We start from the raw sequence: 14,736 nt of genomic DNA on the forward strand, positions 1-14,736 counted from the left end.
AAGATTCCCGCCGTAAGTAAATTGACCCGTCAGTTTTCCGGTGTCTCTTTTCAATCCTAAATTGATTACACCTGCAATGGCATCAGAGCCATATTGTGCTGCAGCACCATCTCTCAGTACTTCTATTCTGTTGATCGCAAAAGAAGGGATAGCATTTAAATCCGTTCCCACGGTTCCTCTTCCCGGAGTTCCGTTTACATTCACCAACGCTGAAGTATGTCTTCTTTTACCATTTACCAAAACCAGGACCTGATCTGGCCCCAGACCCCTCAACTGTGCAGGATCCAGGTGATCCGTACCATCTGAATTGGTCTGAACCGTAGAAGTAAATGATGGGGCAACAGCATTTAAAATCTGGGAAATATTTGTCTGTGGCAGAACTACAGAAGATTCTTTTATATTGAATACATCCACAGGGACAGGGCTGTCCACTTTTGATCTCGCCCCGCTTCTTGAACCCAGAATCACTACTTCTTCTACATTAGCTGTTTTCAGGGTGTCTTTTTCCTGACCATAAGCATAAGTTCCAAGGAAAAATAAAACAGAGGCCGAAAAAATTGTCTTTTTACTTTTCATACATTTTGCAGTTTATTATTTTAATGTTTTTTGAGGAGCAAATGTATGTCATATTTACAAGTCTACAAAATAAGTAGACTTATAAATTATAAAAAATGTTAATAGCCTGTGTCTATTTCGTTTAAATCTTAGTTAGTTTTGCGTATTTAAGAATAAGATTTTTCTCCCCTTCATGCATAAAAACCACTTTTGCTTTGATATTCTGTGGATCTGTCCCGTCTAAGAATGTAACTTCCCCGATACCAAAACGGTCGTGCCTTACTTTATCTCCCACTTCGATATCCTGGGAAGAAGCTCCGCTCGGATTGATAATTTTTGCAGTGCTTACAGGTTTTAATTTTCTTGGCTCGGCAATCGGTTTGGAGGTTTCATTTCTTTCTATAGATTTTTTTTCGACCTTTTTAAAGCTTTTCATCTCAGAAGGGTGTTCATCAAAAATATTTGACTTAACTCCTGAATTATTAATGAAACGTTTTTCAATAGCCGGATTGATAAATTCTATAAACTCATCATCAATTTCACTTAAAAACCTTGAAGGCTCAGCATCGGTAATTTTTCCCCATTGAAAACGTGAAATGGCATAAGAGAAAAATGCCTGTTTCTCTGCTCTCGTCAGTGCAACATAAAATAAACGTCTTTCTTCTTCCAGATCTTCCCTTGTTGCTGAGCTCATAAAGCTCGGGAAAAGGTTTTCTTCCATCCCTACAAGATGCACTACCGGGAATTCCAATCCTTTGGACAGGTGAATGGTCATCAGAGACACCATATCTTCCTCATCATCTTTATTTTGTGTATCCGCAGAAAGGGCAATATTTTCAAGGAAGTTGGATAAGCTCGGATCTCCGTCTTCCAGCTGCATCTGTTCTTCAATGAATCCCTGCATTGAGTTCATCAGTTCCTGAACGTTTTCTACACGGGAAATCCCTTCCGGAGTCTGGTCATCTTTTAAGAATTTGATCAGTCCGCTTCGTTTTGCCACCTCCATTGCTACATTGTAAGCTGTTTCAGTTTTCAGCAATACCTGAAATGCTTTGATCATCGACCAGAAATCATTAAGCTTTGTAATAACCCCATTGTTCAAACCTAATTGTGGTGCGTACATCGGAAGATTACTCAATACTTTGGAAACCGAAACATTCTGGGCATCTGCAAAAACAATCAGCTTATTCTGAGTGGTTTCACCGATTCCCCGGGCAGGATAATTGATAATCCTCATCAAAGCCTCAGAATCGTTTTCATTGATGAGCAGACGAAGATATCCAATAAGGTCTTTAACTTCTTTTCTTTGGTAGAAAGACAAACCGCCATATACTTTATAAGGAATATTTTTACGCCTCAAAGAATCTTCAAAAGCCCTTGTCTGAGAGTTTGTTCTGTATAAAATAGCAAAATCACTGTATTTTCTCTGATCCCGGTTTCTAAGTTCCCAGATATTTCCGGCCACGAAATTCGCTTCATCCGCATCAGACATTGAACGGTATATTTTTATTTTATCGCCTTCTTCATTATCACTGAAAACATTTTTCTTAAACTGCTGGAGGTTTTTTGCAATAACAACATTCGCTGCATTTACGATCGTCTGCGTTGAACGGTAATTCTGCTCCAAAGCAACCGTCACCGCATCAGGATAATCTTTTTTAAAATTCAGGATATTATAAATATTCGCGCCACGGAAAGAGTAAATAGACTGCGCATCATCCCCCACCACACAGATATTTTCAAATTTTGAAGCCAGTGCTTTTACAATAAGATACTGGGAATGGTTGGTATCCTGGTACTCATCTACGAGAATATACCTGAACCTGTCCTGGTATTTTGCAAGCACTTCCGGAAAACGGGTCAGCAGCTCATTTGTTTTTAATAATAAATCATCAAAATCCATTGCCCCGTTTCTGAAGCAGGCTTCTACATATTTCTGGTAAATCTGCCCTATGAATTTCATATTTGCTTTTTCATCCGCCTCTATAAGCTCGGGATTATTGAAATACGCTTTTACTGTGATCAGATTGTTTTTATAGGTTGAAATTCTTGCCTGTACTTTTTTGGGCTTATACAGATCTGCATCAATATTCATGTCTTTCAACACTTTCTTGATCACGTTTAAGGCATCCTGCTGATCATAAATTGTAAAATTGGAAGGGTATCCAAGGTAATGGGCCTCACTTCTCAGAATTCTTGCAAACACCGAGTGGAAAGTTCCCATCCAGAGGCTTCTTGCATTGCTCTGTCCTACAACCTTTGCAATACGTTCTTTCATTTCTTTTGCTGCCTTATTGGTAAAAGTAAGCGCCAGGATATTGAAAGGGTCTACACCATTGGTAATCAAATGAGCGATACGCATGGTAAGCACACGTGTTTTTCCTGAACCTGCTCCTGCAAGCACCATCAATGGCCCTTGTAATGTAGTAACAGCTTCATATTGTGATTCGTTGAGTCCTTTCAGATAATCCATACAGCAAAAAAATTTTGGAACACAAAATTAGTGTATTCTATGGAGAATTCAAATTTTGAAATGCTCCCAATTCTGACAATTCATTTTTAATCAATTATTTTAAACTGCAAACTTTAAAATCTATATTTTTAAACACCACTTTCTTATTTTTCTAATAATCCTTATTCATTATGAAAAATTACAATCAATTTCTTATTTAAATTGTAACAGATTCAGTATTCCTGATACTAATTGTCAAAACAATTTCTACTTTATGAAAAAGCGACTTCTTTCTGTTGCTGCTACAGCTTTCTTCGGAATGGCTCTGAACGCACAACAAATTAAATTTGAAGAGTATGACTTGCCAAACGGTCTTCACGTAATTCTTCATCAGGATAATTCTGCCCCGGTAGTAACAACGGGTGTCATGTACCATGTAGGGGCAAAAGATGAAGTAAAAGGAAGAACAGGCTTTGCTCACTTCTTCGAGCACCTTTTATTTGAAGGAACCCCAAACATTAAAAGAGGGGACTGGTTTAAAATTGTTTCTTCAAACGGAGGACAAAATAATGCCAACACAACCAATGACAGAACGTATTATTATGAAACTTTCCCTTCCAACAATGAGCAGTTAGGCCTTTGGATGGAAGCTGAAAGAATGCGCCATGCCTTAATCAACCAGATAGGAGTAGATACTCAGAGAGAAGTTGTAAAAGAAGAAAAAAGACTGAGAATGGATAACCAGCCTTATGGAAATCTTTTCCCGACTATTCAGAAAAACCTTTTCACCAATCACCCGTACAACTGGCCGACAATCGGTTCTATGGAAGATTTAAATGCTGCAAAATTAGATGAATTCCAGGCATTTTATAAGAAATATTATGTCCCTAACAACGCTACTTTAGTGGTTGCAGGTGATATCAAGCCTGAGCAGACTAAAAAATGGATTCAGGAATATTATGGTGGAATTCCAAAGGGAACTACTTATCCGAAAGATTTCCCGAAAGATGCCCCTATCACTCAGGAAAAAGAAGTGACTGCCACAGACCCGAATATCCAGCTTCCGGCATATGTTTTCGCGTACAGAACACCGGGTAATAAAGAAAAAGATGCTTATGTTTTAGATATGCTTTCTTCTTATCTAAGCAATGGAAAATCTTCAGTATTATACAAAAAATTAGTTGACCAGGATAAAAAGGCGCTTCAGGTAGCGGCTTTCAACCAGGGACTTGAAGACTACAGTATTTTTGCATTCTTTGCAATCCCAATGGGGCAAACGACCAAGCAGGTGCTACAGACTGACATTGATGCTGAAATCAAAAAACTACAGACTACTTTAATTTCCGAAGAAGATTATCAGAAACTTCAGAACCAGTATGAAAATCAATTCGTTAATGCAAATTCAAGCATTCAGGGAATTGCAGCTTCATTGGCAACAAACCATGTATTGATGGGAAATACCAACCTAATCAATAAAGAAATCGACATCTACAGATCGATCACAAGACAGGATCTGCAGAATGCTGCTAAAAAATATCTTAATTCCAACCAAAGAATAATCATTAATTACGTACCTGAAAAAAAGTAATCATTCAGAGACTTTTAGGTTAGAATATGATTATTAAAAATTAAATTTTTACAAATGAAAAAGCAATTAACATATATAGCTGCAGCGTTTTTCTTTACAGGAATGGTTTCAGCACAAAAAATAGACCTTAATGCAATGCCAAAACCGGGGCCTACTCCTGCGATCAACATTGCAAAGCCAAAAACTTTCCAGCTGAGCAATGGTCTTACGGTAATGGTTGTAGAAAACAATAAATTACCAAGAGTAAGCGCAAACCTTTCTATGGACAGACCTCCATACAATGAAGGAAGTGTAACAGGGGTAAGCGAAATTATGGCTGAACAGTTCGAAAACGGAACGACCAATATCAGCAAAGATGATTTCAATAAAAAGATTGATTATCTTGGTGCTAATCTTAACTTCTCTTCAAACGGTGCTGCGGCCAATTCACTTTCAAAATACTTCCCTGAAGTTTTAGGCTTAATGGCAGATGCGATCATCAATCCTAAGTTTTCTGCTGAAGAAATTCAGAATTCTAAGGAAAGAGCCATTGAAGGATTAAAATCTGACGAAAAAAATGCCTCCTCTATCGCAGGAAGGGTTTCCAACGCTTTGATGTATGGAAAAAATACTTCAAGAGGTGAATTTGAAACCATTGAATCGATCAATAAAATTCAATTGGCTGATGTACAAAACACTTACAAGAAATATTACGCTCCTGATAATGCTTATTTGGTGATCGTTGGAGATGTAAAATTTGACCAGGTAAAACCTTTAATTGAGAAAGCGTTCAGTGGATGGAAAAAAGCAAATACGCCTGTTACCCCGATGGAACCATCAAGTAATGTTGCCAAAACTGAAATCAATATTGTTGACGTTCCTTCAGCTGTACAGTCTGTTGTTTCTTTAAACAACCTGAACACTTTAAAAATGAAAGACGCCAATTACTTTCCTGCAACGATTGCCAACTACATCCTTGGAGGTGGTGGTGAAGCAAGGCTTTTCATGAATCTTCGTGAGAAAAACGGATTTACTTATGGCGCTTATTCAAGCATGAGTGCAAGTAAATATGCTCCACAGTTTTCAGCAAGCGCAAGCGTAAGAAACGAAGTTACAGACAAGGCAGTGAAGGAATTTATGAACGAACTAAATGCCATCTCTACAGTAAAGCCTGAAGAACTGGAAAATGCTAAGGCTAAACTGAAAGGTTCCTTTATCATGTCTTTGGAACAGCCGGCTACGATTGCAAGATTTGCTTTAAATCAGAAAGTTCAGGACCTGCCTGCTGATTTCTATACCAATTACTTAAAATCTATTGATAAAGTAACAGCGGCAGACGTTTCAAACGCTGTAAAAACTACTATTTTACCTAACCAGAGCAGAATTTTTATCGCAGGTAAAGCTTCCGATATTTCTGAAGGCCTGGAAAAACTGGGCTACCCTGTAAAATATTTTGACAAAGATGCCAACCCTGTTGCAAAACCGGCGGCACAAAAAGTAGACGCTAATGTAACGATCGGATCTGTTGCAGATAAATACATCAATGCTATTGGTGGTCTGGCAGCGGTTCAGAAAGTAACTTCCGTTTCTATGGATGCTACAACAAAAGTACAGGGGATGGATATGAGCATGAAACTTCTTCAGGCTAAAGGGGGTAAAATGAATCTGAACGTAAGTATGATGGGAAACACGGTACAAAAAATAGTTTTTGACGGTAAAGACGGTTATATGGAAGTTCAGGGACAAAAATCTCCTTTAAGCGACAAGCAAAAGACCGAAATGTCTAAAGATACGGAGCTTTTCCCGGAATTGGCATTTGCAAAATCTCCTGAATATAAATTAGCAGGAATCGAGAAATATAACAATGAAGATTCTTATGTTGTAAAAGGAGCAAAAGATACGTATTACTACAGTGTAAAAACCGGATTGAAAACCGGAGAAGTAAAAACTGCTGACGGAGGATCCGTTCCCGCAAGCTATTCTGATTACAAAGATGTATCAGGTGTAAAAATGCCATTCACAATCATTCAGAATATGGGTGGAATGGATATTAATTTAGCCGTAAAATCTTATCAGGTAAATCAGGCTAAAGATTCTGATTTCAAATAGGAATTCAAATATTTACAATAAAACGGCAGCAAATTGCTGCTGTTTTTATTTTTACTCAAATCTTTTTTTGCCGTTCAGTAAAAAAAGATTAAATTTGCCCATTCAAAAAGATATCAAAATTAATGGATTCTATATTTATACTATTGATGGTTCTTATTATGATTGCTAGCGTTTTACTGGTAATTATTGTTATGGCTCAAAACCCTAAAGGAGGAGGCCTTTCAAGTACTTTCGGAGGTGCATCATCTGCACAGTTCGGGGTACAGAGAACGAATGACTTCATGGAAAAAGCAACCTGGACCTTAGGAGCGGTAATCATCGTTTTAATTCTTATCAGTGTTGTAATTACCGGAAAACCTGCACAGACAGCTCCGGCTCAGCAACAAATTAAGAAAGAAGCTCCGGCACAGCAATCTGCTCCGGCTTCAAAAACAACTACACCGGCACAGACTCCGGCTAAATAAGCAAGTATTAATTACACATATACACAAAAGCAACTCAGATTGAGTTGCTTTTTTTTATTTTAGTTTGATCCGTTCTATTTTCTGACGAAGTTTCAGCCCGGCTTTTAAAAAGGAATATTGCAAAGGCTTCGTTTCTTTATAATATTTATCAATGAAAATATGCATTGCTCCGTAAAACCGGTCGAGATAAACCTCATCTTTTACTGTACTTTCCCCTTTGTGATGAAGGATTGAGGCTTTCCCGTAATAATAGTTTTTATATCTTTTTTGCAGTAGTGTATAGCAAAGATCAATATCTTCCCCATACATAAAATAAGATTCATCCAAACCTCCGGCTGTTTCATATACTTCTTTTTTCACAAGGAAAAATGCTCCGGTAATTACTTCCACTTCAGCATTTTCATATTCGCCGACATCATTCCTGTAATAGGATTTGGAATTATTCTTTTTGAAATTGGTAAATAATTTTTCAAAAGAGTTGAACATATCCGGAACAGATCGCTTGCTTTCAGGCAGAAAATTACCTTCCACATCATGCATTCTTACTCCCAGGCATCCAAAATCAGTTTTTGAGTCTGCAAAATCCAGGATATGCTGCATATCAAACCCTTCCAGTTCCGTATCCGGGTTCAGAAGCAAAATATATTCTCCCTGTGCAATTTTTATCGCTTTATTATTTGCTTTCGCAAAACCTTCATTATTTTTGGAAGCAATAAAATGAAATTCGGGAAATTCAGGAATAAGGTCACCCCATGAAGAATCTGCAGAAGCGTTATCGATAATAATCACTTCATAATTAATATTTTCAATATAATTCCGGATAGAGATAAGACAGTTTCTCAATAATTGAGTAACATTATAATTGACAATGACGATGGACAGCTTAATGTTCATTTTAATCCTTTTCGTTGTAAGGTAGTCTGTTGATGATAGACCTCCCAAGGGAAATCTCATCCGCATACTCAAGCTCATCCCCTACCGAAATACCCCTTGCAATACTTGAGAAATTGACATTGAAGTTTTTAAACTTTTTGTAAATATAATATGCCGTAGTATCTCCTTCCATCGTTGCACTCAGCGCAAAAATAAATTCTTTTACACTTCCTTCATTCAGCTTTCTTTCAATACTCGGAATGTTCAGTTGATTGGGACCGACTCCTTCCATCGGAGAAATTTTCCCACCCAGAATCAGGTATTTCCCTGTGTATTTCCCTGTATTTTCAATAGCAATAACATCCCGTACATCTTCCACAATACAGATCAGTTCATCATTTCTTTTGGGGCTACTGCAAATTTCACAAACTTCAGAATCAGAAAAATTATGACAATCTTTACAATATTTAATTTCACTGACAAGATTAATCAGGGAATTGCCCAGACTTACCGCCCTGGAATTGGGTTGCTTCAATAAATGTAATGCCAAACGCAAAGCCGTTTTCCTGCCAATTCCGGGAAGCCCCGAAATCTCATCCACTGCTTTTGCCAAAACTTTACTTGGGTAATCCATAATTACAAAAATACTATAAAAAGATGAGTATTTATGGGTTTAACACGTTTAAATCCTTATGCTTTCCGATAAAAAATATATCTTTGAAAAAAATATGAAAAAAATAAACTAAATGGTACTTAAAAATCTGAATTACCCCCTGGATTTTAAATTTAAGATTACAACATTATCCAGTGACTTCAACATTACAGACAAAAACGGGAACTATGTAGCTTACGTTCGTCAGAAAATGTTCAAGCTAAAAGAAGATGTTATCGTTTTTAATGATGAAAGCAAGTCGAAAGAGCTTTTCAGGATCAAAGCCAATCAGTGGATCGATTTTAATGCATCTTATTCTTTAAATGATCTGGTCGACAACAAAAACTACGGAAGGCTGGCAAGAAAAGGAATGCGTTCTTTATGGAAATCATCCTATGATGTTCTGGATGAAAATGATAAACAGAGGTTTACTATTACCGAAGATAATGCATGGACAAAGTTCTTTGACGGGATGGTAAGCGAAATTCCGATAATCGGGATGTTTACCGGGTACTTCCTTAATCCTGCCTACACGGTAAAGGGAATTGACGGAAAAGAATATTTTAAATTGAAAAAAATGCCTTCTTTTTTCGGAAGAAGATTTCAGCTTGACAGAATAATTGATATTGATGATGAAGATGAAAGTTTGGTTATTCTCTCATTACTGATGATGGTGCTTCTGGAAAGAGCAAGAGGATAAAATAAACCACAGACAATGAAATATCCAGTTATTTTCCTTTCAGCCCTGCTGTTGGTTGCCTGTAAAAAAGACAAACCGGCAGTTATAGACTCCAGACCTGCAGACTCTTTAAGCATTGTAGAGGATTCTGTAAAGGCAGATATTCCTTCAGGAAAAATCTTAATTGAAAACATTGCTTTTCCAAAAGAGATCAAAGAATGCTCATGCTATTTTGCAAAAAACAAAGCAGATTTTGAAGCGGAAAAATACATTTATGCCGACGACGCAGGAAAAACTGCTTATATGAAGCTGGACGGCAAAAGGCTGGCTATGAACCTCATATCATCAAGTGATATGGAAGTTGATGAGCAGCTGACCAAAGAAATAGAAAATGAAAACTACAAAATCTCGGTAAAAGGTAAAAAAATAAAAAGCGAAGAAGCTTTATTATTTGAAGGTACACTGATTATTGAAAAACCTGACGGCACAGTGGTAACCACACCTATTTACGGAGAGTGCGGATGTTGACAGGCAGAATCGCAAAACCGCTGATTTGCAGATTTGTAAAATCGTTGGAAAATCAAGCTGTTAAGCCAATTTGCCCTTTCCCTTTTTTGCGATTTCACAAATCTGCAAATCAACGATTTTACAGTTCAACAATAAAAAACAATGCTTCCTGTTTACGGGAGCATTTTTTATTTCGTAATTTTGATAAAAATAAAATTTTATGGAATTATCCAATATAGAACCACAGATTATCTGGAAGAACTTTTCCAGACTGAATGCAGTTCCGAGACCTTCAAAAAAAGAAGAAAAGGTAATTGCTTTCATCAAAGAATTCGGCGAAAACCTGGGTTTGGAAACCAATGTGGATGAAGTAGGAAACGTTATCATTAAAAAACCTGCCACCACAGGAATGGAAAGCCGTAAATCTGTTGTTCTGCAATCTCATTTAGACATGGTATGCCAGAAAAACAGTGATATCAATTTCGATTTTGAAACGGAAGGAATTAAAATGGAAATTGACGGTGACTGGGTAAAGGCAAAAGGAACTACTTTAGGGGCAGACAATGGCCTGGGAGTCGCTACGATCATGTCGATTCTGGAAAGTTCAAATATCCCGCATCCGGCACTGGAAGCACTTTTCACCATTGATGAAGAAACAGGAATGACCGGAGCTTTAGGCTTAAAACCGGGACAGCTTACCGGAGATATCCTGTTAAATCTTGATACGGAAGAAGATGATGAAATTGATATCGGTTGTGCAGGAGGAATTGACGTTACTGTAACAAAGAATTACGAATTGGAGCCAGCTAAAGGACAAATCGTAAGGATGGAAATCAAAGGCTTACAGGGTGGCCATTCTGGAATGGATATCCATAAAGGATTCGGAAATTCAAATGTTATCCTGGGAAGATTACTTTACACAGGCCTTACAAAAGAAAATATTCAGTTGATTTCTATTGATGGCGGTGGATTGAGAAATGCAATTCCGAGAGAAGCAGTTGCCATTGTTTCTGTTAGAAATGCCCAGGAATTTATTGAAGATGTAACAAGCCATCTTAAAAAAGAAATTCTAGAAGAATTCGCTGCGGTTGAACCGGGGCTTCAGATTAATATAGAAAACTCTACAAGTTCTGAAAAAGCACTTTCGGAAGAAGATTCCAGAAAAGTTATTTTAGTATTAAAATCTCTTCACAACGGGGTTTACAGAATGAGCCCTGATGTTAAGGATCTTGTAGAATCTTCCAATAATGTAGCGAGAGTTGAATTAAAAGGAGGTAACCTTAGAATTTTAAATCTTTCCAGATCTTCAGTAGAATCTACAAAAGATGCTGTTGCAGAACAGCTGAAATCTGTTTGTGAATTAGCAGGAATGGAAGTAGAATTCAGTGGATCTTACCCGGGATGGAAACCCAAACCAGGCTCTGAAATCGTTCAGCTGATGGAAAAAATCTATGTGGAAAAATTCACAGATCAACCACATGTGGTAGCTTGCCATGCAGGCTTGGAATGTGGAATCATCGGTGCCAATTATCCTGAAATGGAAATGGTAAGCTTCGGGCCTACGATCAGGGGAGCACACTCTCCTGATGAGAAAGCAAATATCCCTTCTACCCAGAAATTCTGGAGTTTCCTGAAAGAAATTTTAGTGAATATTCCTCAGAAATAATTGAGATGAAAGATGTTGACTGAGAATTATGAATAAAGATTTTTTATTTATAACAATTATTATGATCAACAAAAAATTTATATTGAATATCCAAAGTCAGGAGATTTTGGATATTCTATTTTTAAATATTTACCTTACTTATTGTAACAATATAAGAGTGTAACAATTTCACCATTTAAAACTAACAATAATGAAAAGTATTACAGTATTCTGCGGCTCAAGTTTCGGGTCGGATGATATTTACAGAGAACAGGCATTTTTACTTGGACAAACCCTGGCAAAACAAAACATACAGCTTATTTATGGCGGTGCAGATGTCGGTTTGATGGGAACTATTGCAGACGGAGCATTGAGTGAAAAAGGTAAGGTAATTGGAGTCCTTCCCCATTTTTTACAATCCAAAGAAATTGCCCATAAACAATTGACAGAATTAATTCTCGTTGAAACCATGCATGAGAGAAAAACTAAAATGAATGATCTTTGCGACGGGGTAATTGTTCTTCCGGGGGGTTATGGTACCTTGGAAGAGTTTTTTGAGATGATCACATGGGCTCAGCTTGGGCTTCATAAAAAGCCGGTTGCCATTTTTAATATTAACGGGTTTTATGATGATCTGATCAAAATGGTTCAGACCATGGTTGATAAAGGGTTTTTAAAACAAATCAACCGGGATATGCTTTTAATAGGTGACACTACTGATGAGCTTTTAGAAAAAATGAGAAACTACCAGGCTCCTACTGTAGGAAAATGGATTTCGAAAGAAGAGATTTAAAAATAAATTGATGTTAATAAATGAAAAACTCCTGAAGGATAAATTTCAGGAGTTCATTATTTAAGTTTAAATATATTTAAGGATAGGGAGCAATTTCCACTTCAAGCCCCTCCATTTCGGGGACGATATGTAGCTGGCAACCTAGTCTGCTGTTATCTTTTACATGGAAAGCTTCACCCAGCATTGCATCTTCCTCATCTCCCATTTCAGTAAGTCCAGGATCATTGATCACATACACCTGACATGAAGCGCACATCGCCATTCCACCACAAACTCCTATAGTTCCTTCTTCTGCCAATTCATAAGAACGGATGATTTCCATTAAATTCATGGACATATCTGTGGGAGCGACGATATCATGGGTTACCCCTTCTCTATCGGTAATTTTTATATTGATATCTGACATAATTTTGCAAAATTAGTCAATTTTTTTAACAACAGCTTTCTCTGCTTCTTTACGGCTTCCATCAAATCCGTCAACTCCACTTACGGTTGTATATTTTAACACAAATTTTTTACCTGGATTTAAACGGTTATAAACACTCTGACACATCAAGGTAGCCTCATGGAAACCACATAAAATCAATTTAAGTTTTCCGGGATAAGTATTGATATCACCGATAGCATAAATACCTTCGATGTTGGTCTGATAATCAAGCGCATTATTCACAACGATTGCATTTTTTTCGATATTCAGTCCCCAGTTGCCGATTTCCCCTAATTTTGGAGTTAAACCGAATAACGGAATAAAATAATCCGTTTCAATATCATAAGCTTCCTGGCCTTCAACTTCTACAGTGATCGCTTCTACTTTTCCATCCCCTTTGATCGCTGTAACTTCTGCAGGAGTAATTAATTTAATTTTTCCCTGATTTTTTAAATCCTGAACTTTTTCTACAGAATCCAAAGCGCCACGGAATTCATTTCTCCGGTGAATTAAAGTGACTTCACTGGCTACATTGGATAAGAAGACACTCCAGTCCAGGGCAGAATCTCCCCCTCCGGCAATGACCACTTTTTTATTTCTGAAATGTTCCGGTTCTTTAACGAAATATTCAAGACCTTTTTCTTCATAATCAGCGATATTTTCCATGGTAGGTTTTCTGGGTTCAAAAGTTCCCAAACCTCCGGCAATAGCAATCGCTTTTGCCCTGTGTACAGTTCCTTTGTTAGTGATCACCTCAAACCACTCGTCATCTGCTTTTGTATAAGAAACCGCAGTTTCACCCAAAGTGAATCCCGGCTGGAATTGTTTGATCTGCTCCATTAAATTATCAATAAGTTCTCCAGCATTAACGGAAGGATAACCTGGAATATCGAAAATAGGTTTTTTAGGATAAAGCTCTGCCAATTGCCCGCCAGGCTGAGGAAGTGCGTCTATAATATGACATTTCATTTTTAACAGACCGGCTTCAAAAACTGCAAAAAGTCCTGTAGGTCCTGCTCCTATAATCAATATATCAGTAGTAATCATAACAAAATTTAATTATACATGTATCTGCAAATTTACTAATTTTAGCCCGAAGCTTTTTAATTGATTCTAAATAAAAACCTGAGATTTATCAAATATCAGTAAAAACTATAACATTTTAAATTTGGCAACGTTTTTGTAAAATCCATACCATGAAAAAAATTTTAAATATCATTGCATTATTCATATTCTTTTTAGGTTTTGGCCAGGTAGATAATATTGCAGATGGCGAATCTATTACATTCAGGATACATTACGGAATACTGACTGCAGGAAATGCTACCCTTACCACACAAAAAACAACTTATAAAGGCTCCCCACACCTGTACGTAAAAGGCACAGGCCAGACTTCCGGTGCCGTAAAAGCTTTTTTTAAGGTAGATGATCTGTATGAAAGTTTTATCAATATAGAAACAGGGTTACCCAGTTTTTATGTAAGAAATGTAAAGGAAGGAAGCTACCGCCAACATTTCGAAACGGTTTTTAATCATGATAATAATACTTTAATTCTAACCGATAAAAAAACACCGGCAAACGGCTCTAAGGTAATAAAATCTGTAAAGGGCGTACAGGATATGCTTTCCTGTTTTTATTATCTGAGAAGTAAATCTCCCGGTGAACTGAAAGTAGGGACAATTATCAATATGAACGTCTGGATTGATGATGAAATGTTTCCGTTTCAGCTGAAAGTAGTAGGTACTGAAGATTTAAAGACCAAATTCGGAAAAGTGAATTGTTTAAAGATTATTCCGTCTGTAAAAAGCGGCAGGGTTTTTAAAGAAAAAGAAGGGGTAACCATGTGGGTAAGCAATGATGCCAATCACATTCCGATGTTATTAAAGGCTGAACTGGCAGTAGGTTCTTTAAAAGCAAGTATTGATAGCTACAAAAATGTAAAGTATCCTTTAAAGTTTACCAAATAACAAATTAGCTTTTTTAATAAGAATCGGCGGCCCCAAAGGGGCCGCC

General features: G+C 37.2%; 14 protein-coding genes. 8 read left to right on the forward strand and 6 right to left on the reverse strand.

All coding sequences use genetic code 11. The annotated features are described in order from the left end of the window. Both PMI13_RS13830 and PMI13_RS13835 read right to left on the reverse strand, forming a co-directional pair. Positions 1–576: TonB-dependent receptor plug domain-containing protein (locus PMI13_RS13830; RefSeq protein WP_007844787.1), on the reverse strand; the 576-nt coding region annotated here is incomplete at its 3' end. A gap of 121 nt (positions 577–697) precedes the next feature. Beyond that, entirely contained in the window at positions 698–3,028 is a 2,331-nt protein-coding gene (locus PMI13_RS13835; RefSeq protein WP_007844788.1) for an ATP-dependent helicase, read from the reverse strand. Positions 3,029–3,281: 253 nt separating this feature from the next. Here PMI13_RS13835 and PMI13_RS13840 point away from each other — a divergent pair, with 253 nt between their 5' ends. The 3 genes from PMI13_RS13840 (at position 3,282) to secG (ending at position 7,147) form a co-directional block, all read left to right on the forward strand. Beyond that, positions 3,282–4,595 carry a M16 family metallopeptidase gene (locus tag PMI13_RS13840; protein ID WP_007844789.1) on the forward strand — a complete coding sequence of 438 codons (1,314 nt, stop codon included), beginning with the start codon at positions 3,282–3,284 and terminating at the stop codon, positions 4,593–4,595. 54 nt (positions 4,596–4,649) lie between these two features. Further along, positions 4,650–6,683: a M16 family metallopeptidase gene (locus PMI13_RS13845; RefSeq protein ID WP_007844790.1), complete on the forward strand. Its 2,034-nt coding sequence runs from the start codon at positions 4,650–4,652 to the stop codon at positions 6,681–6,683. Positions 6,684–6,805: 122 nt separating this feature from the next. Next, positions 6,806–7,147, forward strand: a complete 342-nt coding sequence (gene secG / locus PMI13_RS13850) for a preprotein translocase subunit SecG (protein WP_007844791.1) — start codon at positions 6,806–6,808, stop codon at positions 7,145–7,147. Positions 7,148–7,201: 54 nt separating this feature from the next. Here the strand turns inward: secG and PMI13_RS13855 are convergent, their stop codons facing one another. Together PMI13_RS13855 and recR are read right to left on the reverse strand one after the other, a co-directional pair. After that, entirely contained in the window at positions 7,202–8,041 is an 840-nt protein-coding gene (locus PMI13_RS13855; protein ID WP_007844792.1) for a glycosyltransferase family 2 protein, read from the reverse strand. A gap of 1 nt (position 8,042) precedes the next feature. After that, a complete protein-coding gene (gene recR, locus PMI13_RS13860; RefSeq protein ID WP_007844793.1) occupies positions 8,043–8,654 on the reverse strand; it encodes a recombination mediator RecR in 612 nt (203 codons plus the stop codon). 112 nt (positions 8,655–8,766) lie between these two features. On the opposite strand from recR, the gene PMI13_RS13865 reads away from it, so the two are divergent. The 4 genes from PMI13_RS13865 (at position 8,767) to PMI13_RS13880 (ending at position 12,296) form a co-directional block, all read left to right on the forward strand. Continuing rightward, on the forward strand, positions 8,767–9,372 hold the full coding sequence (locus tag PMI13_RS13865; RefSeq protein WP_007844794.1) for an LURP-one-related/scramblase family protein: 606 nt from the start codon (positions 8,767–8,769) through the stop codon (positions 9,370–9,372). Positions 9,373–9,387: 15 nt separating this feature from the next. Beyond that, the gene (locus PMI13_RS13870) at positions 9,388–9,879 is read left to right on the forward strand and encodes a hypothetical protein (RefSeq protein ID WP_007844795.1); all 492 of its coding nucleotides are present in this window, start codon (positions 9,388–9,390) and stop codon (positions 9,877–9,879) included. A 199-nt stretch (positions 9,880–10,078) separates the two neighbouring features. Then, positions 10,079–11,524 (forward strand): aminoacyl-histidine dipeptidase, encoded by a 1,446-nt coding sequence (locus PMI13_RS13875; protein ID WP_007844796.1) that lies wholly within the window; start codon positions 10,079–10,081, stop codon positions 11,522–11,524. Between the two features lie 190 nt (positions 11,525–11,714). Further along, complete coding sequence (locus PMI13_RS13880; RefSeq protein WP_007844797.1) at positions 11,715–12,296, forward strand: LOG family protein; 582 nt, start codon at positions 11,715–11,717, stop codon at positions 12,294–12,296. Between the two features lie 76 nt (positions 12,297–12,372). Here PMI13_RS13880 and PMI13_RS13885 read toward each other — a convergent pair whose 3' ends face one another. Together PMI13_RS13885 and PMI13_RS13890 are read right to left on the reverse strand one after the other, a co-directional pair. Next, a complete protein-coding gene (locus tag PMI13_RS13885) occupies positions 12,373–12,702 on the reverse strand; it encodes a 2Fe-2S iron-sulfur cluster-binding family protein (protein WP_007844798.1) in 330 nt (109 codons plus the stop codon). Positions 12,703–12,714: 12 nt separating this feature from the next. After that, a complete protein-coding gene (locus PMI13_RS13890) occupies positions 12,715–13,770 on the reverse strand; it encodes an NAD(P)/FAD-dependent oxidoreductase (RefSeq protein WP_007844799.1) in 1,056 nt (351 codons plus the stop codon). 149 nt (positions 13,771–13,919) lie between these two features. Between PMI13_RS13890 and PMI13_RS13895 the strand changes: the two genes are divergently transcribed. After that, positions 13,920–14,690, forward strand: coding sequence for a DUF3108 domain-containing protein (locus PMI13_RS13895; RefSeq protein ID WP_007844800.1), 771 nt, complete (start codon positions 13,920–13,922; stop codon positions 14,688–14,690). The last annotated feature ends 46 nt before the right edge of the window (positions 14,691–14,736 follow it).

Origin of the sequence: Chryseobacterium populi (assembly GCF_000282115.1) — a bacterium.
Classification (GTDB): Bacteria; Bacteroidota; Bacteroidia; order Flavobacteriales; family Weeksellaceae; genus Chryseobacterium; species Chryseobacterium populi.